Source organism: Kitasatospora sp. McL0602, from assembly GCF_052076145.1.
Taxonomy (GTDB): Bacteria; Actinomycetota; Actinomycetes; order Streptomycetales; family Streptomycetaceae; genus Kitasatospora.
This window is the reverse complement of the sequence record NZ_CP197246.1, coordinates 4,473,479-4,490,614: the sequence shown is the minus strand read 5'-3', so window position 1 is coordinate 4,490,614 and position 17,136 is coordinate 4,473,479. Positions and strand designations below refer to the sequence as shown.

Below are 17,136 nucleotides of genomic sequence, written 5' to 3'. Positions count from 1 at the left end.
CCGCCGACCGGGACAGGACAGGGTGGCACGGATCGGCGGACGGCAACAGCCTTCGTGCAGCGGGGTTGTGCGGCGAGCACAGCCGGGGCGGCCGGTGGTTAGGGGCCCGCAACGTGTTACCGCCGAGTACTGCCCCGGGCCGCCGGAGCGGTGCTGTGATACAGCCCGGCCCGGTACCGCCGGGCTCCCCCACCCCCATGGAGGACACCGCATGTCCGTCCGCACCCTCCTGCGGCGCGGCGGCGCCGCGCTCGCGACCGGCGCCCTGCTCGCCGCAGTGGCCGCCGCCCCCGCCGCCGCCTCGCCGTCAGCAGCCGCCGTCCCCTCGCCGTCCGCCACCGACCCGGCCGCCGCGGTCGCCGCCGCGCAGGCACTCCAGGCCACCGCCCTGCCGGGCGCCAACGACTGGGCGTGCAAGCCGAGTTCGGCCCACCCCCGGCCGATCGTGCTCGTCCACGGCACCTTCGTGGACGCCACCCTCAACTGGATCGAACTCGCACCGCTGCTCGCCTCCGAGGGCTACTGCGTCTATGCCCCCACCTACGGCCGGATGCCCGGCGTGCCGCTGCTGGCCGCCGTCGGCCCCGCCGCCGAATCGGCCGCCCAGCTGAAGACCTTCGTCGACGGCGTGCTGGCCGCGACCGGCGCCGCGAAGGTCGACATCGTCGGCCACTCGCAGGGCGGGCTGATGCCGCGCTACTACCTCAAGTACCTGGGCGGCGCCGCGCGGACCGGCCGGTTCGTCGCGCTCTCCCCGTCCAGCCACGGCACCACCCTCGACGGCCTGGCCACCCTCGCCAAGGGCATCCCCGGGGCGACGGACGCCCTGTTCGGCCGCTGGTGCAGGGCCTGCCTCGACCAGGTGCCCGGCTCGGACTTCCTCCGGCAGACCAACGCGGGCGGCGACACCGTGCCCGGCGTGGAGTACACCGTCCTGGCGACGCGGTACGACTTCGTCGTCACCCCGGTCTCCTCGCAGTTCCTGAGCGGCCCGAACGTACGCAACGTCCTTGTCCAGGACCTCTGCTGGGCCGATCTCGCCGAGCACGCCACCATGCAGGTGGACCCGGTCGTGCTGCACGAGGTGACCAACGTCCTCGACCCGGCCCACGCCACGCCGACGGGCTGCCGCCTGACGCCCTGACGTACCGACGTACCGACAGGCGGCCCGGACGGACGGCGGTCAGCGGCCGCCGAAGCGCTCGTCCGTGGGGACGACCTCGCGGCCGAGCGGCATCAGCGAGATCGGGATCATCTTCAGGTTCGCCCAGCCGAACGGGATGCCGATGATCGACAGGAACAGCGGGATGCTCGTCACCAGGTGGCAGATCGCCAGCCACCACCCCGCGAACACCAGCCAGATCACGTTGCCGACGCAGGACGGCGCGCCCGCGTCCGGCCGCTCGACCGTCGTCCGCCCGAACGGCCACAGGACATAGCCGGCGATGCGAAAGGACGCGATCGAAAATGGGATGGTGACGATCAGGACGAAACAGATGATCCCCGCAACGGCGTAGCCGATGGCCATCCAGATCCCGCAGAAGATCAGCCAGAGCACGTTGAGCACGAATTCAATCACCTTCATGGCCCCCAGCCTGCCACGGCCGGGCCCCGCAGTCGTGGAGATCGGCCACGGCAGGGTCGGCCAGGAACGCACCTGTTTCGGCCAGAATCGGTCCGTCATGTTCCGGTACGACCACTTTTGCCCCGGTCATGCCATCAGTGGCCCGACCAGCCCCCGGACACCCGAACGCCCGAGGTCAGGACGGAGACGGTGCACTCCGACCTGACCCCGGGCGCGCGGGCCCAGCTACTTGACGGCCTCGATCACCAGCCCCGCGACCGTGAGCAGCACCCCGGTGAGCTGCCAACCGTTCACCCGCGACCACCCGCGCAGTCGGGCCCAACGCCCCTGTCGTTCAACGCTCTTCACTGATCCAGGCCTCCTTCGGCACCCGGCCGGAATCCGACGCGGCCGTGCGGCCAGCCTGTTTGGATGCACCCACTTGCCGTAACCCTCACCGCGTTGCGGCTTCCAGCGAAACACCGGGAGGCCGTCGTGGGCTGCGACGACACCGACGACACCGACCCCTCGGCCGGGCCACTGCTGCCCGTGCCGCGGACGTCTCCGGACCGGCCGACGCGCCGCCGGATCATCTTCACCAGCGAGATCGACCCCGACCTGCCGGAGCCCGTCCGCGAACTGGCCGAGAGCCTGCGGATGCTGGCCCGCCGGCTGGACAACACGCTGATCGGCTACGCGGCCTCGATCAACTGGAACAAGGCGACGCTGTCGCGCTGGTTCAGCGGGCGGATGGTGCCCGGCGCCGCCTTCGTCGACCGGCTGATGGTCGACGTGGACCGCGACACCGGCACGCCGCTGACCGTCGAGGCGCGCGAGCGGATCAGGGGCCTCCACCGCGCCGCGCAACGGGCGGTCTCCCCCTCGGTGGCCGAGGTGCAGTCCCTGCGGGACAACGTCGTCAGCACCCGTCGCCGGCAGGACCAGGCCGAACAGACCGTCAGGCTGCTGGAGGAGGAGCTGCACCGGGTCACCGAGTGCGCTGATCAGGCGACGGTGGCCGCGCGGACGGCCGAGTTGGAACGGCAGGCCCAGGCCGCCCGGCACAGCGTCGTCCTGGACTCCGTGGAGGAGGAGAACCAGCAGCTCCGCGCCGAGTTGGAGAAGCTGCAACGGCGGGTGGGCCAGCTCAAGGAGGCGCTCGCCCGTGCCAAGCGCCGGGTGAACGAGGCCGGGCAGCAGCGCTCCCGCGCGGAGCACCGGTTGGAGCAGGCGGAGGAGCAGGGGCAGGAACAGGGCGAGGGGCAGGGCGAGTACGAGCAGGAGCAGGCCGAGTACGAGCAGCGGCTGAAGGAGTCGGACGCGGCCCGCGAGTACGCCGAGCAGGCGGCCAGGGTGAGCCAGGAGGAGCTGCGCCGGCTGCGGGCCGCCCTGGAGGAGCGGAGCAGCGCCGAGGCGCTGGCCAGTTGGGGCCGCGCCCTGCTGGACGCCGAGCGGTACACCGAGGCGATCGACGCCTTCCAGCGCGCTGCCGCCGAGTACCGGAAGCTACCGGACCGGTACGGCGAGGTCACCGCCCTGAGGGGGGTGGCCGACGCGCTGGCCCGGACCGGCCGCTTCCAGGAGGCCATCGCCTCGTACCGGAGCGCGGCGGACATGTACCGCGCCCTCGACGACCCGTACGGCGAGGCTTCGGTGTTGAACGCGGAAGGCAACGCGTTGCGTTCGGTGAGCGAGTTCGAGGAGGCCGTCCGGGCGCACCGGCGGGCGGCGACGACCTACGGGCGGCTGGACGACCGGTACGGCGAGGCGCTGTCGACGAACGACCTGGGCAACGCCCTGTACCGGCTGGCCCGGTTCGAGGAGGCGATCGCCGCCCACCTGCGGGCAGCGGAGGGTTTCCACCGCCTCAACAAGGTGCACAAGGAGGCCACCGCGCTGAAGGACCTCGGAGAGGCGCTGACCCAGCTGGGCCGCCACGTCGAGGCGGACGACGCCCGCCGGAAGGCCAGCGGGCTGTTCGGCGGGCTGGGCCCGGCGGGGGCCCAGGGCCTGTCCGACAGGCCGTAGGTCAGCTGCGGTAGCCGGCCATCCGCTCCAGCCGGGCGATCCGCTCGGCCATCGGGGGGTGGGTCGAGAAGAGCCGGGCGCCGGCCTCCCCGGGGCGGAAGGGGCTGGCGATCATCATGTGGCTGGCGGTCTGGAGCTGGGGCTCGGGGGGCAGCGGGAGCTGCTGGGTGCCGGTCTCCAGCTTGCGGAGGGCGCCGGCGAGGGCGAGCGGGTCGCCGGTGATCCTGGCACCGTCGGCGTCGGCCTGGTACTCGCGGGAGCGGCTGACGGCGAGCTGGATGAGGCCGGCGGCCAGCGGCCCGAGGATCATGATGGCGAGGATGCCGAAGAGCCCGGGGCCGTCGTCGTCGTCGCTGCGGCCGAACGGGATCAGCCAGGCGAAGTTGACCAGGAACATGATCACCGAGGCGAGCGCGCCCGCCACCGAGGAGATCAGGATGTCCCGGTTGTAGACGTGGCTCAGCTCGTGCCCGAGGACGCCCCGCAGCTCGCGCTCGTCCAGCAGCCGCAGGATGCCGTCGGTGCAGCAGACGGCGGCGTTGCGCGGGTTGCGGCCGGTCGCGAAGGCGTTCGGGGCCGCTGTCGGGGAGATGTAGAGGCGCGGCATCGGCTGGCGGGCGGCGGTGGAGAGCTCACGGACGATCCGGTACAGCACCGGCGCCTCGATCTCGCTCACCGGGCGGGCCCGCATGGCGCGCAGCGCGAGCTTGTCGCTGTTCCAGTACGCGTACGCGTTGGTGCCGAGTGCGACCAACAGGGCCAGCACGAAGCCGGTGCGGCCGAAGAAGCTGCCGATCACCAGGATCAGTGCCGACAGGCCGCCGATCAGCGCGGCCGTCCTCAACCCGTTGTGCTGGTGACGCACGGCAGGCCCTCTCCATGTGGTGCGGTGGGGAGCCTTCTCTGCTCGTCCCTCTGCTGGGATCAACGGAGGGACGAGCCGTCTTCGTTCCCTGGACGGTTCCCCTACGCACCACATCCGGTCAGAACAGTCCGCCGCTGACCACCCGGAGGACGAGCTGCGGGGCCACCGAGAGCACCACCGCGACGGAGGCCGTCAGGGCCAGCGTCGCCGTCAGGGCGGCGGGCTGGCGACGCTGCTCGACGGCTGTCCCCTCCGCCGGGGCGAAGAGCTTCGCCGTCCAGGTGAGGTAGTAGTACAGCGCGATGACGACGTTGACGGCCATGATCACGGCCAGCCAGCCGAGCCCGGCGTCGACGGCGGCGCGGAAGACCACGACCTTGCCGAAGAGGCCGATCACGCCCGGCGGCAGCCCGGCCAGGCAGAGCAGGAAGAAGGCCAGTGCGAGGGCCGTCCAGCGGCGCCGGGCGAACAGGCCCCGGTAGTCGTCCAGCCGGGCGGCCGGTGCGGTGCGGCTGACGGCGGCGACGACGCCGAAGGCGCCGAGGTTGACCACGCCGTAGATCAGCGCGTACGCGACCGTCGCGCCCAGCGAGTCGGCGCCCGCCGAGTACCCGGCGGCGGCGATCGGGACGAGGAGGTAGCCCGCCTGGCCGACGGAGGACCAGGCCAGCAGGCGGACGGCGCTGTGCCGGGTGTCGGAGCGCTGGCGCAGTGCGGCGACGTTGCCAGCCGTCATGGTGAGCGCGGCGAGGACGGCCAGCGCCAGGCCCCAGGTGTGGCCGTAGGGGCGGAAGGCGATGGTGGTGACGAGCGCCAGGCCGGAGAGGCCCGCCGCCTTTCCGACCACCGAGAGGTACCCGGCCACCGGCAGCGGAGCGCCGACGTAGGTGTCCGGCACCCAGAAGTGGAACGGCACGGCGGCCAGCTTGAACGCGAAACCGACCAGGGTGAGCGCGGCGCCCGCCTCGGCGAGCGGCTTGAGCTGGCCGGGCGCCTGGCGCAGGCCGTCGGCGACGGCGGTCAGGTGCAGGCTGCCGGTGGCGGCGTAGACGAAGCTGACGCCGAGCAGCATGACGGCCGTCGCGGTGACGGAGGAGAGGAAGAACTTGAGCGCGGCCTCCGCGCCCCGGCCGTCGCGGCGCAGGCCGACCAGGGCGAAGGCGGGCAGCGAGGCGACCTCCAGCGCGATGATCAGCGTCGCCAGGTCACGCGATGCGGGCAGCAGGGCGGCACCGGCGGCGCTGCTGAGCAGCAGGAACCAGTACTCGCCGCCGGGCAGCTTCTCGTCCTCCACGGTGTGGACGGAGAGCAGCGCGGCGATCAGCGCGCCGCCGAGGGCGATCAGCTGGAAGACCAGGGCGAAGTGGTCGGCGACGTACGAGCAGGCGGCGTTGTCGGTGGCGCCTGCTACGTTCCGTAGGCAGAACGTCGACCGGGTGTCACCGGAGGTGAGCGGGATGAGTGCGAGCAGGGCGAGGGCGAGCCCGCCCGCCGTGAGCCAGCCGAGGGCCTTCTTGCGGGCGGCCGGGAGGAGGAGGTCCGCGAGCAGGACGGCGAGGGCGGCCAGGGCCGCGATCAGCGGCGGCGCGATGGCCACCCAGTCGACGGACTGGATCAGGCCGCCCGGGTCGGCGACGGCGAGCTCACTGACGGCGTGCGGTGTCATGGCGGGCTGCCCCAGTAGCTCGTGCGGACCGAATGCGGAGCTGTAGCTGTAGCTGTACATGTCTCAGCCACCCCCGAGGAGGTGCTTGACGGCCGGGTCGGAGAGCCCGAGGAGCAGCGCGGGCCAGAGCCCGGCGAGCAGGGTGAGCGCGGCGAGCGGCGTCCAGCTGACGGCCTCGTACGGGCGGATGTCCGGGAGGTCGGTGGCGGTGCCGGGCTGCTTCGGATCGCCCATGCAGACGCGCCTGACGACGACCAGCAGGTAGGCGGCGGTGAGGAGGGTGCCCAGACCGGCGATCACCATGTACGTCACGAAGGCCGGCCGGGAGAGGCCGGCGGCCGGGTCGAAGGCGCCGAACATCGCGAGCAGCTCGCCCCAGAAGCCGGCCAGGCCGGGCAGGCCGAGGCTGGCGACGGCGGCGAAGGCGAGCAGCGCGCCGATGCGCGGTGCGCGGCCGTAGAGGGCTGCGCCGGTGGCACCCGCGAGGGTGTCCAGATCCGCCGTGCCGTACCGGTCCTTGAGAGCGCCGACGAGGAAGAAGAGCAGGCCGGTGATCAGGCCGTGGGCGATGTTGGCGAACAGCGCGCCGTTGACGCCGGTCGGCGTGAGGGAGGCGATGCCGAGCAGCACGAAGCCCATGTGGCCGACGGAGGAGTAGGCGATCAGGCGCTTGAGGTCGCCCTTGGCGCCGGGCCGCGCGAGGGCGAGGCAGGCGAGCGAGCCGTAGACGATGCCGACGGCGGCGAGCGCCCCGAGGTAGGGGGCGAAGGTCTGGACGCCGCCCGGCACGATCGGGAGGAGCACCCGGACGAGACCGTACGTGCCCATCTTCAGCATCACACCGGCGAGCAGTACGGAGCCGACGGTGGGGGCCGCCGTGTGCGCGTCCGGGAGCCAGCTGTGCAGCGGCCAGGCGGGGGCCTTCACGGCGAGGCCGACCACGATCGCGAGGGCGGCGACGACCTGGGTGGTGTGGCTGAGCCCGCTGCCGTGGGCGGCGGCGAGCCGGGTCATGTCGAACGTCCCGGCGGAGGTGCCGATCAGCAGGAAGCCGAGCAGCATCACGGCGGAGCCGAGCAGGGTGTAGAGGATGAACCGGTTGGCTGCGGGCGCCTTGCGGCCGCTGCCCCAGCGGGCGATCAGGAAGTACATCGGGATCAGCACGATCTCGAAGGACAGGAAGAAGAGCAGCAGGTCGAGCACCGCGAAGGTGGCGAGCATGCCGACTTCGAGCAGCAGCAGCAGCCCGACGAACGCCCGCGCGCCGGGGACGCCCTCGCCGCTCGGCAGCCGCTTGGTGGAGTAGAGCGCGCAGAGGAAGGTGAGCAGCGCGGTGAGCACCAGCAGCGGCAGCGAGATGCCGTCCACGCCGAGGTGCAGCCGGACGCCGATCGCCGGGATCCAGCTGACGTCGGTGACGGCCTGCATCCGGCTCGGCCGGTCGTGGTCGAAGCCGGCCGCGAGCGCGACGGTGAGCAGCAGGGTGAGGCCGGTGACGGCGGTGCCGAGGCGCAGCGCGCGCCGGTCGTCGGCGGCCCGGTCGGCCCCGGCGGGCAGCAGGGTGAGGGCGGCGCCGGCCAGCGGCAGCAGCAGGAGGGCGATGAGGACTGCGTTCATCGGGGGCTCCAAGGTGCGGCGGTCGGCGGGACGAGGCGGGGGGAGGTCATGAGCCGACCGCCACCAGGACGGTGAGCACGACGACCCCGGCGAGCAGGGCGCTCAGGTAGAGCTGCGCGTTGCCGTTCTGCGCCCGGCGGACGGCCCAGCCGAGCAGGTTGGCCCCGGCGCCGCTGCCCCGGACGTACGTCTCGACGACCTCGCGGTCGAGGAAGCGGACGAGCTGGGCGGCGGCGGCCACCGGCCGGACGAAGAGCGCGCTGTAGAGGCGGTCGACGAAGAAGCCGTGCTGGGCGGGCCGGAAGAGCGGCCCGAGCAGGGTGCGGCCCGGGTCCGCCTCGGCCGTGGCGGAGCGGGCGGCGGCGGAGCGCCAGGCGGCGTACGCGATCAGCACGCCCGCCACGGCGAGCCCGGTGCCGATCACGGCCGTCCCGGCGGAGGGACGCAGCGAGCCGCCGTCCAGCAGCGCGGGCAGCCAGTCGGTGCGCAGGCCCCAGACGCCGAGGCCGATGCTCGGGACGGCGAGCACCCAGAGCGGCCAGCGCATCGCTGCGGGCTCGGCGTGCGCCGGGTCGACCTCGTCGATCTCGGGCGAGTACGGCGCGTCCGGTGCAGCGGCTGTGGTGGCCGCAGGGGCTGCGGTGGCCCGGCCGTGGAAGGCGATCAGCCAGAGGCGGGTCGCGTACGCGGCGGTGAGCAGGGCGGTGGTTGCGGCGGAGACCAGGACGATCCACCCGGCGGCCGCAGGCACGGCCGAGGCGGGGCCGAGGCCGTTGGTGAGCGCCTCGCCGTTGGCGGCGTGCTCGGCGGCGGTGAGCACCGCCTCCTTGCTGAAGAACCCGGCGAACGGCGGGAGGCCGACCAGGGCGATCAGGCCGATGCCCATCGTCCAGTAGGCGTCCGGGACGCGCTTTCGCAGGTCCGGCATCCGGGACATCGCGGAGAGCGAGTTGGTGTGCGCGGCGTGGATGATCACACCGGCGGTGAGGAAGAGCAGCGCCTTGAACGCACCGTGGCTGACCAGGTGGAAGACGGCCGCCTCGCGGTCGCCGCTGGCCAGTGCGCCGGCCATGTAGCCCAGCTGGCCGACGGTCGAGTAGGCGAGCACCCGCTTGAGGTCGTCCTGGGCGAGCGCGCAGAGCGACGAGCCGACCATCGTCACGGCGGCCATCACCGAGAGCACCACCAGCGCGGCGCCGGAGAGCAGGAAGACCGGCAGCAGCCGGGCGACGAGGTAGATGCCGGCCGCGACCATGGTGGCCGCGTGGATCAGCGCGGAGACCGGCGTCGGGCCGGCCATCGCGTCGGGGAGCCAGGTGTGCAGCGGGAACTGCGCGCTCTTCCCGGCCACACCGGCGAGCAGCAGCAGCGCGATCAGCGTCGGGTGGCCGAGCCGCCCGTCGGTGGCGGCGGTCAGCACGTCGGTGATCCGGAAGCTCTTGGCGTCGGCGCCGAGCAGGAAGATGCCGAAGAGGAACGGCACGTCGCCGAGCTTGGTGACGAGGAAGGCCTTGAGCGAGGCGGAGCGGGCGTCGGCCGTCTCCCAGTGGTGCCCGATCAGGAAGTACGAGCAGATGCCCATGATCTCCCAGCCGGTCAGCAGCACGATCAGGTCGCCCGAGTAGACGACCAGGAACATCGCGGCCGTGAAGAGCGAGACCAGCGCCGCGTACGAGGGGTAGCGCGGGTCGTCCTTGAGATAGGCCGTGGAGTAGACCTGCACGCAGGTGGCGACCAGGCCGACCAGGACGGAGATCAGCGAGCTGAAGCCGTCCAGGTGGATGGCGAGCGAGATGTCGGGGCCGCCGGTCGGGGTGAGCCGGGTGGCGGCGTCCAGGGCCTGGCCGGTGCCGAGCTGGAGGGCGACGACCAGGGCGAGCACGGCAGAGGCCGCGACCGGGAGGATCGCCAGCGGCCGGGCCAGCCGTGGGGCCCGCCTGCCGGTGGCGAGGGTGGCCGCCGCGCCGAGCGCGGGCAGGGCGGGGACGAGTGCGGGGAGGGCGAGGTTCATGCGACGGCCTCTTCGGTCGTGGCGGCGTCCTCGTCGGCCTCGGCCGGGTCACCGAGCGCCGTGATGCGGTCGATGTCGGCCGTGCCCCTGGTCCGGAAGACCAGCAGCACGATGGCCAGCCCGAGGCCGATCTCGGCGGCGGCGACGGTGATGGTGAAGAGGGTGAGCGCCTGTCCGGCGTGCAGCGAATCGCGCAGCCAGGCGTCGAAGGCGACGAGGTTGAGGTTGACGGCGTTGAGCATCAGCTCGACGGACATCAGCACCAGGACGACGTTGCGCCGGGCGAGCACGCCGTACACGCCGATGCTGAACAGCAGCGCGGCGAGGACGGTCGGGTAGGCGAGGTGCATCGGCGTCAGCTCTCCTGCGGCGGGGTCGCGGTGCCGGCGCTCACCGGCTGGGAGGCGGTGCCGACCGGCTTGCCGACGCGCAGCTTGCCGGGCCGGGGCTTCGAGGGGCGCTCGCCCTTCGTCCGGGTGAGCACGATCGCCCCGACCAGGGCGGCCAGCAGCAGGACGGAGAGCGCCTCGAAGGGCAGCACCCAGTGCCGGAAGAGGTACTGGCCGGTCACGGCGGCGCTGCCACCGCCCGCACCGAGGTCGATCCAGGAGGTGCGGAAGGCGTCCACGACGAGGGTGACGAGGGTCGCGGCGGCGGCCAGTGCCACCCCGAGCGCGACCCAGCGGTTGCCGGAGTCGGCATCCGGTGAGCGGCCGATCGGCGCCTTGGTGAGCATCAGCCCGAAGAGCACCAGGACGACCACCGAGCCGAGGTAGATCAGCACCTGCACCCAGGCGATGAACTCGGCGGTGAGCAGCAGGAACTCGACGGCCAGCCCGCCGAGCGCGACGACCAGCCAGAGCGCGGCGTGCACCAGTTGCTTGGTGCTCACGGCGATCAGCGCGGAGCCGAGCACTGCGAGGCCGACCAGCACGAAGATGATCTCCGCCCCGGTCGGGGAGAGGAAGGAGCGGGCCGCCGGGTCGAGCGAGCCGGCCGCGAGCAGGGCGGGGTTCACTGGGCGTCCCCCTCAGGTGCCGGAGCAGCGGCCGCCGCGATGAGCTTCTCCGCTGCCTTGCGGGCGGCGGCGATCTCCTTGGGCTCCTCGGCCCCCGGGTCGAGCGCGGGCGGCGCGGGCACCGTCCACATCCACTCGCGGAGCTTGTCGCGCTCGTGCGTGAGCTCCAGGATGTCGGTCTCCGCGTACTCGAACTCGGGTGACCAGAACAGCGCGTCGAAGGGGCACACCTCGATGCAGATCCCGCAGTACATGCAGAGCGAGAAGTCGATGGCGAAGCGGTCCAGCACGTTACGGGTGCGGGCGCGGGCGTTCGGGTCGGCGGCGGGCAGCGTCTCCTTGTGGGAGTCGATGTAGATGCACCAGTCCGGGCACTCGCGGGCGCAGAGCATGCAGACGGTGCAGTTCTCCTCCAGCAGCGCGATCACGCCGCGCGTACGCGGAGGCAGGTGCGGCTGCACATCGGGGTACTGCGCGGTGACGGTCTTCTTCACCATCGTCCGCAGCGTGACGGCGAGGCCCTTGGCCAGGCCGGAACCGGGGATGTTCAGGGGTGCCATTAGGAGATCGCCACCTTGACGATGCCGGTGAGGGCGAGCTGGAGGAGCGAGAGCGGGATCAGGCCCGTCCACGCGAAGCGCATCAGCTGGTCCTCGCGCAGCCGGGGGTAGGTGACCCGGAGCCAGATCACCACGAAGGCAAGTGCGAAGGTCTTGACGATCGTCCACAGCCAGCCGAGCTGGTCGTGGAAGGGCCCGTGCCAGCCGCCGAGGAAGAGCACCGCCGTCAGCGCGGAGACCACCAGGATGCCCGCGTACTCGGAGAGCAGGAAGAACGCGAAGCGCAGGCCGCTGTACTCGGTGTACGCGCCGAAGATGATCTCCGAGTCGGCGATCGGCATGTCGAACGGCGGCCGCTGCAGCTCGGCCAGCCCGGCCGTGAAGAACACGAACGCGCCGATCGCCTGCCACGGGATCCACCACCAGTGGAACGAGTCCACGATGCCGGGCAGCGAGAGGGTGCCCGCCGCCATCGCCACCGAAGCCGCGGAGAGCAGCATCGGCAGCTCGTACGACATCAGCTGGGCGGCCGTCCGCAGACCGCCGAGCAGCGAGAACTTGTTGGCGGAGGCCCACCCGGCCATCAGCGAGCCGAGCACGCCGATGCCCATCACGGCCAGCACGAAGAAGATCCCCGCGTCCACGGCCTGCCCGACGAACCCGCCGGGCCCGATCGGGATCGCGATCAGCACGATCAGGTACGGCAGGAGGGCGACCACCGGGGCCAGCCGGAAGACCTTGCGGTCCGCGTCGGCCGGGACGATCTCCTCCTTCTGCACGAACTTCACACCGTCGGCGACGAGCTGCGCCCACCCGTGGAAGCCGCCCGCGTACATCGGGCCGAGGCGGCCCTGCATGTGGGCCATCACCTTGTGCTCGGTCTGACCGATGATCAGCGGGAAGGTGAGGAAGACGACCAGTGCGCCGACGCAGCGCAGCAGCGTGTCCAGCAGGTTCACGCGCCGTCTCCGTTCTCGACGTTCTGCGGGTTCTCGACCGGGGTGTCAGCAGCGGGCTCGACCGGGCCGGCCGGGGTGGGGTTGTGCCAGGGGGCGTCCGTGGACTGCGTCCGCGCCGGGGCCGGGCGGGGCTCGGCCGGGGCCTGGCTGACCGAGCCGTCCTCGATGCTGCGGGTGCGGCGCGGGCGCGGTGCGGCGCCCTCGGTTGCGGGCGCTGCTGCGGGTCCGGCCCCGGCGGCTGCCGCGCCGGGCGCGGCTGCGCGCGGGGTACGGGCTGCGCGGGCGGGGCGTTCGGCGACCGGCGGGAGGGTGCCCTTGAGCGGGCCCCACTCGTTCGGGTCGGGCACTCCGGGCGGCTGCATCTTGCGCCGGGCGGGGCCGCCGCCGTCGTGGCTCTCGCCGGGCTCCTTGGCGCCGGGCCAGTCCTTGGCGACTCGGGCGGCCAGCACGAACTCCTTGCGCAGCGGGTGGCCCTCGAAGCCGTCCGGCAGCAGCAGGGTGATCAGGTGCGGGTGCCCGGTGAAGTCGATGCCGAACATCTCGTGCGTCTCGCGCTCGTGCCAGCCCGCTCCGGCGTACACGCCGACGGCGCTCGCCAGGGCGGCCTTCTCTCGCGGGACTCGGGTGCGCAGCAGCAGGTGCCGCACCCCGGGGGCGCGGAGCTCGGCGAGGTGGGCCGCGACGGAGAAGCCGTCGGCCAGCTCGTCGACCGCGCTCAGCCAGTCGAAGTAGCGCAGGCCGAGGGCGTCCCGGGCGGTGGTGAGCGCCTCGACCCAGTGCTCGGCGGGCACGTCGACGGTGAGCAGCTCGTACGCCTCGGCGGCGGTGGCCCACTCGCCGATCGCGGCGGCGGTCTCCTCTGGGGTCACTTGGCTCTCCCCTCGGGGCCGGCGACCAGCGGGCGGCGCAGGGCGGAGGCGGGTGCGGCGTAGCGGGCGGGCAGCGACTCGGTCGCGATCTTCTCCTGGAGCTTGAGGATGCCCTGGAGCAGCGCCTCGGGCCGGGGCGGGCAGCCGGGCACGTAGACGTCGACGGGGATGATCTGGTCGACGCCCTTGGTGACGGAGTACGAGTCCCAGTAGGGCCCGCCGGAGTTGGAGCAGGCGCCGAAGGAGATCACGTACTTCGGCTCGGGCATCTGCTCGTAGAGCCGCTTGACGGCCGGGGCCATCTTGTCGGTCACGGTGCCCGAGACGATCATCAGGTCGGCCTGGCGGGGGCCCGGGGCGAACGGGATGACACCCATCCGGATGAAGTCGTGCTTGGCCATCGACGCGGCGATGAACTCGATCGCGCAGCAGGCGAGGCCGAAGTTGAAGCACCAGAGGCTGTAGCGGCGCCCCCAGTTGAGGACGACCTTCACCGGGTCGGGCGTGAGGCGGGCGAGCGGGCCGATCCGGCTGGTTCCGACCTCGGCACCGGGGCGTCCCGGGTCCGGGATCCCGAGGGAGACCGGTCCGCCGGAGCCGTGCGAGTGTGTCACGTCCATTCCAGAACGCCCTTCTTCCAGGCGTAGAGCAGCCCGACCGCGAGGAAGCCGATGAAGATGAACATCTCCACCAGCGTGGCCATCCCGAACCCGGCGGCGGCGAAGACCGTCGCCCACGGGAAGAGGTAGATCGCGTCCACCGCGAAGATCACGTAGAGGAAGGCGTAGACGTAGTAGCGGACCTGGGTGTGCGCCCAGCCCTCGCCCACCGGGTCGACGCCGCACTCGTAGGTGAGCAGCTTCTCGGGGGAGTACACCACCGGCCTGAGCAGGCGGTTCGCGGTGAACGACACCACGATGAAGAGCACGCCGACGACGAGCAGCAGGCCCACCGCCGCATACGCGTCGAAGTAGCCACTGCCCACTGCGGGGTCGGCAGCGGCCAACTGCCTCTCCAATGCCTTCGCCTCCACATCGCGGTACGTCGGACGACCAGGTCCCACCCCGTCGGGTGGGTTTCAGTGCGTTTCTTTACACATCCATAACCATGGCTCAGGCGTGAGTCTAAGTGCAGCGCTGAAGTCCGCCTGCACCCTGTTCGGCCCGCAAGACAGTCCGTGGACACCGCGCCCCGGAAGCCGCTCCGGCCTCAGTGCCCACGGTGAGGTGGGGATAACCCCCCTCCCAAGACACGTATCACCACCATGGCCGGTCACCCCGGGCACCGGGGATGCTTGGGCACAACAAGGACACAGATCGTCAGGTTCGTTTCGGTTCGGTTCGGGAGACAGCGGGGTGCAGGCGATGGAGACGGCGCACGGTACGAAGGACGGAGCAGGCCCGGCCCGGCCTCCCCTCTACGGGGCACGGCTCTGGCGTCAGGTGCAGCACCTGCTGGTCAACCTGCCGGTCGGCATCGTCGGGTTCGTCTTCGCCGTCACCCTGCTGAGCATCGGCCTCGCGCTCTCGGTGACGGTGGTCGGGCTGCCGCTGCTCGCCGCCGGGCTGGCCGGCTGCCGGGCCTTCGGGGGGCTGGCCCGGCGCCGCGCCCGGGTCGGGCTGGGCATCGAGGTGGCCGAGCCCGGCCCGGTGGCCCCGAATCGGCCGGGGGTCGCCGGGTGGGTGATCGCCGGGCTGACGGACGGGTTGAGCTGGCGGTCGGTGCTCTACTGCGTGGTGATGCTGCCGTGGGGCATCCTCAGCTTCGTACTGACGCTGGTGCTGCTGATAGTCGGCTGGCCGGTCCTGCCGTGGGCGGTGGGCTTCCTGGCCACCCTCGACCGGATGCTGGTGGCGAGCCTGGTCTGCCCGACGGCGCTCGCCGAGCGGGTCCGGGAGCTGGAGGACGACCGGGGTGCGGTGGTCGACACCGCCGCCGCCGACCTGCGGCGGATCGAGCGGGATCTGCACGACGGCGCGCAGGCCCGGCTGGTCGCCCTCTCGATGGATCTCGGGCTGGCGAAGGAGCGGCTCAACGAGAACCAGTCCCCCGAGAGCGTCGAGGTCGCGGCCAAGATGGTGGGCGCCGCCCACGGCGAGGTGAAGCTCGCCCTCCAGGAGCTGCGCGATCTGGCCCGGGGCATCCACCCAGCCGTCCTGACGGACCGCGGGCTCGACGCGGCGCTCTCGGCGGTCGCCGCCCGCTGCACGGTGCCGGGCGGCGTGCAGGTGCAGGTCGAGCTGACCGGGCCGGGCGGCGTCGTGGAGCGGCCCGACTCGGCGGTGGAGGGCATCGCGTACTTCACCGTCAGCGAGCTGCTGACGAATGTGTCCAAGCACTCCGGCGCTCGCAGTGCCGTGGTGGAGGCCTGGCGGGCGTCGGACCGGCTGATGCTGTTGGTCCGCGACGACGGCCGGGGCGGCGCCGCCGCCTACCCGGGCAGCGGCCTGGCCGGGCTGGCCGAGCGGGTCGGCGCGGTGGACGGCGTCCTCCTGGTCGACAGCCCGGAGGGCGGCCCGACCACCGTCACCGTCGAGCTGCCCTGGCGCACCCGCACCGCCCGAAGGTAGCCCGGCGCTCCCGACCGGCTCATGGCCGGGCCCGGCGGCCCGCTGTCCTTGCGCGGTGGGGCCGCCGGGCCCGGGGTCTCAGATGTCGTGCTCTTGGGGGTCGTGCTCGCGGGGGTCGTGCTCTCGGGGCGGTGCGCCGCTGCTGCCTACAGCGTGCCGAGGGTGACGTCGGCGGTCTGGGTCTGGCCGTCGCGCTGGTAGGTGACGGTGACCTTGCTGCCCGGCTGGAGGGCCGCGAGTGCGGTGGTGAGCGAGCTGAGGGTGGTGATCTGGGTGTCGCCCAGCTTGGTGATCACGTCGCCGGCCTGCAGGCCCGCCGAGGCCGCCGCGCCGCCGGAGGTGACGCTCACGATGACGGCGCCCGAGGGCTGGAAGTCGGAGCTGAAGTACGTGCGGCCGGTGATGCCGAGTGCCGCCCGGCCCGAGTTGCTGACCTTGCCGTCCTTGATCAGCTGGTCGGCGATGCTGGTGATGGTCGCGGCGGGGATGGCGAAGCCGATCCCGGGTGCGGCGCTGCCGTTCATGTCCTGGTCGACGGCGGCGAGGGTGTTGATGCCGATCACCTGGTTGGAGAGGTTGACGAGGGCGCCGCCGCTGTTACCGGGGTTGATCGCGGCGGAGGTCTGCACCATGTTGCCGATGGTGGCGCCCGGCGAGTCGCCGCCCTTGGGCTCGGAGACCGTCCGGCCGGTGGCCGAGACGATGCCCTGGGTCACGCTGGAGGAGAGCCCGAGCGGGCTTCCCATCGCCAGCGTGATCTGCCCGACGGCGACTCTGTTGCTGTCGCCGAAGGCGGCCGGCTTGAGGCCGCTCGGCGGGCTGCTGAGCCGGATCACCGCGAGGTCCGACTCCGGGTAGCTGCCGACCAGGGTGGCGTCCAGCGGCTTGGCGCTGTTGGCCAGCGTGACGGTGAAGTTGGTGGCACTGCCGACGACGTGGGCGTTGGTGACGATGTTGCCCTTGGTGTCGTAGACGATGCCCGAGCCGAGCCCGGAGGCCGTGGTGATCTGCACCACCGACGGCAGGACGTTGGCGATCACCCGCTCGTAGTCGTCCTGCAGCTGGTTGCTGCTGCTCGGCGCAGCCGCCGAGCTTGCCGAGGCGGACGAGGCGGACGAGGACGAGGACGCGGAGGAGGACGCGGAGGAGGACGCGGAGGAGCTGGCCGCCGAGGAGGAGGACGAGGACGAGTTGCTGGTGCAGCCGGTCACCACCAGCCCGGCCAGGGCGAGCACCAGTCCGGTGACCAGCAGCCTGGGGCCGGTCGGCCGGGGGCCGGCGGGGATCGGGCGGGTGGGTTCCTTCTTGGGGTGCACCTGGGCTGCCTCCGGTTCCGTGCTGCGCGGCGGTCCGGCCCGAGGGGATGGTGCCTCAAAGCGAGGCAGGGGGCCGGACTTTGTCAGCATTTC

17 protein-coding genes are annotated in these 17,136 nt (G+C 72.4%); 3 read left to right on the top strand and 14 right to left on the bottom strand.

What is annotated here, in order from left to right; genetic code table 11:
- Positions 1-211: 211 nt before the first annotated feature.
- On the top strand, positions 212-1,144 hold the full coding sequence (locus ACR68M_RS20530) for an esterase/lipase family protein (RefSeq protein WP_441245574.1): 933 nt from the start codon (positions 212-214) through the stop codon (positions 1,142-1,144).
- A 39-nt stretch (positions 1,145-1,183) separates the two neighbouring features.
- Here the strand turns inward: ACR68M_RS20530 and ACR68M_RS20525 are convergent, their stop codons facing one another.
- Both ACR68M_RS20525 and ACR68M_RS20520 read right to left on the bottom strand, forming a co-directional pair.
- Positions 1,184-1,585, bottom strand: a complete 402-nt coding sequence (locus ACR68M_RS20525; RefSeq protein WP_441251664.1) for a YccF domain-containing protein — start codon at positions 1,583-1,585, stop codon at positions 1,184-1,186.
- A gap of 225 nt (positions 1,586-1,810) precedes the next feature.
- Entirely contained in the window at positions 1,811-1,933 is a 123-nt protein-coding gene (locus ACR68M_RS20520; protein WP_441245573.1) for a hypothetical protein, read from the bottom strand.
- A 126-nt stretch (positions 1,934-2,059) separates the two neighbouring features.
- Between ACR68M_RS20520 and ACR68M_RS20515 the strand changes: the two genes are divergently transcribed.
- Positions 2,060-3,592, top strand: a complete 1,533-nt coding sequence (locus tag ACR68M_RS20515; RefSeq protein ID WP_441245572.1) for a tetratricopeptide repeat protein — start codon at positions 2,060-2,062, stop codon at positions 3,590-3,592.
- Between the two features lies 1 nt (position 3,593).
- Here the strand turns inward: ACR68M_RS20515 and htpX are convergent, their stop codons facing one another.
- The 11 genes from htpX to ACR68M_RS20460 form a co-directional block, all read right to left on the bottom strand.
- Positions 3,594-4,457 carry a zinc metalloprotease HtpX gene (gene htpX, locus ACR68M_RS20510; protein WP_441245571.1) on the bottom strand — a complete coding sequence of 288 codons (864 nt, stop codon included), beginning with the start codon at positions 4,455-4,457 and terminating at the stop codon, positions 3,594-3,596.
- Positions 4,458-4,575: 118 nt separating this feature from the next.
- Entirely contained in the window at positions 4,576-6,123 is a 1,548-nt protein-coding gene (locus ACR68M_RS20505; RefSeq protein ID WP_441251663.1) for an NADH-quinone oxidoreductase subunit N, read from the bottom strand.
- A gap of 63 nt (positions 6,124-6,186) precedes the next feature.
- Positions 6,187-7,740 carry a complex I subunit 4 family protein gene (locus ACR68M_RS20500; protein ID WP_441245570.1) on the bottom strand — a complete coding sequence of 518 codons (1,554 nt, stop codon included), beginning with the start codon at positions 7,738-7,740 and terminating at the stop codon, positions 6,187-6,189.
- A 46-nt stretch (positions 7,741-7,786) separates the two neighbouring features.
- Positions 7,787-9,751 carry an NADH-quinone oxidoreductase subunit 5 family protein gene (locus ACR68M_RS20495; RefSeq protein ID WP_441245569.1) on the bottom strand — a complete coding sequence of 655 codons (1,965 nt, stop codon included), beginning with the start codon at positions 9,749-9,751 and terminating at the stop codon, positions 7,787-7,789.
- A complete protein-coding gene (gene nuoK / locus ACR68M_RS20490; RefSeq protein ID WP_441245568.1) occupies positions 9,748-10,101 on the bottom strand; it encodes an NADH-quinone oxidoreductase subunit NuoK in 354 nt (117 codons plus the stop codon). Before nuoK ends, ACR68M_RS20495 begins: the two co-directional genes overlap by 4 nt.
- A 5-nt stretch (positions 10,102-10,106) precedes the next feature.
- Positions 10,107-10,769: an NADH-quinone oxidoreductase subunit J family protein gene (locus tag ACR68M_RS20485; RefSeq protein ID WP_441245567.1), complete on the bottom strand. Its 663-nt coding sequence runs from the start codon at positions 10,767-10,769 to the stop codon at positions 10,107-10,109.
- Positions 10,766-11,329 carry a NuoI/complex I 23 kDa subunit family protein gene (locus tag ACR68M_RS20480; RefSeq protein WP_441245566.1) on the bottom strand — a complete coding sequence of 188 codons (564 nt, stop codon included), beginning with the start codon at positions 11,327-11,329 and terminating at the stop codon, positions 10,766-10,768. The genes ACR68M_RS20485 and ACR68M_RS20480 overlap by 4 nt, the downstream gene beginning before the upstream one ends.
- Positions 11,329-12,282 carry an NADH-quinone oxidoreductase subunit NuoH gene (nuoH, locus tag ACR68M_RS20475; RefSeq protein WP_441251662.1) on the bottom strand — a complete coding sequence of 318 codons (954 nt, stop codon included), beginning with the start codon at positions 12,280-12,282 and terminating at the stop codon, positions 11,329-11,331. The genes ACR68M_RS20480 and nuoH overlap by 1 nt, the downstream gene beginning before the upstream one ends.
- A gap of 2 nt (positions 12,283-12,284) precedes the next feature.
- The gene (locus tag ACR68M_RS20470; protein WP_441245565.1) at positions 12,285-13,157 is read right to left on the bottom strand and encodes an NADH-quinone oxidoreductase subunit C; all 873 of its coding nucleotides are present in this window, start codon (positions 13,155-13,157) and stop codon (positions 12,285-12,287) included.
- Complete coding sequence (locus ACR68M_RS20465; protein ID WP_441245564.1) at positions 13,154-13,777, bottom strand: NADH-quinone oxidoreductase subunit B; 624 nt, start codon at positions 13,775-13,777, stop codon at positions 13,154-13,156. Before ACR68M_RS20465 ends, ACR68M_RS20470 begins: the two co-directional genes overlap by 4 nt.
- Positions 13,768-14,163, bottom strand: a complete 396-nt coding sequence (locus tag ACR68M_RS20460; RefSeq protein ID WP_441245563.1) for an NADH-quinone oxidoreductase subunit A — start codon at positions 14,161-14,163, stop codon at positions 13,768-13,770. Before ACR68M_RS20460 ends, ACR68M_RS20465 begins: the two co-directional genes overlap by 10 nt.
- A 358-nt stretch (positions 14,164-14,521) precedes the next feature.
- Between ACR68M_RS20460 and ACR68M_RS20455 the strand changes: the two genes are divergently transcribed.
- Entirely contained in the window at positions 14,522-15,727 is a 1,206-nt protein-coding gene (locus ACR68M_RS20455) for a sensor histidine kinase (protein WP_441245562.1), read from the top strand.
- Between the two features lie 146 nt (positions 15,728-15,873).
- Here ACR68M_RS20455 and ACR68M_RS20450 read toward each other — a convergent pair whose 3' ends face one another.
- Complete coding sequence (locus ACR68M_RS20450) at positions 15,874-16,944, bottom strand: S1C family serine protease (protein ID WP_441251661.1); 1,071 nt, start codon at positions 16,942-16,944, stop codon at positions 15,874-15,876.
- Between the last annotated feature and the right edge of the window lie 192 nt (positions 16,945-17,136).

Bases quoted from the DNA above. Each gene is read 5' to 3' on its own strand.
- ACR68M_RS20530 (WP_441245574.1), top strand. From the start codon at position 212: ATGTCCGTCCGCACCCTCCTGCGGCGCGGCGGCGCCGCGCTCGCGACC.
- ACR68M_RS20525 (WP_441251664.1), bottom strand. From the start codon at position 1,585: ATGAAGGTGATTGAATTCGTGCTCAACGTGCTCTGGCTGATCTTCTGC.
- ACR68M_RS20455 (WP_441245562.1), top strand. From the start codon at position 14,522: ATGGAGACGGCGCACGGTACGAAGGACGGAGCAGGCCCGGCCCGGCCT.
- ACR68M_RS20505 (WP_441251663.1), bottom strand. From the start codon at position 6,123: ATGACACCGCACGCCGTCAGTGAGCTCGCCGTCGCCGACCCGGGCGGC.
- ACR68M_RS20500 (WP_441245570.1), bottom strand. From the start codon at position 7,740: ATGAACGCAGTCCTCATCGCCCTCCTGCTGCTGCCGCTGGCCGGCGCC.
- ACR68M_RS20465 (WP_441245564.1), bottom strand. From the start codon at position 13,777: ATGGACGTGACACACTCGCACGGCTCCGGCGGACCGGTCTCCCTCGGG.
- ACR68M_RS20495 (WP_441245569.1), bottom strand. From the start codon at position 9,751: ATGAACCTCGCCCTCCCCGCACTCGTCCCCGCCCTGCCCGCGCTCGGC.
- ACR68M_RS20480 (WP_441245566.1), bottom strand. From the start codon at position 11,329: ATGGCACCCCTGAACATCCCCGGTTCCGGCCTGGCCAAGGGCCTCGCC.
- nuoK (WP_441245568.1), bottom strand. From the start codon at position 10,101: ATGCACCTCGCCTACCCGACCGTCCTCGCCGCGCTGCTGTTCAGCATC.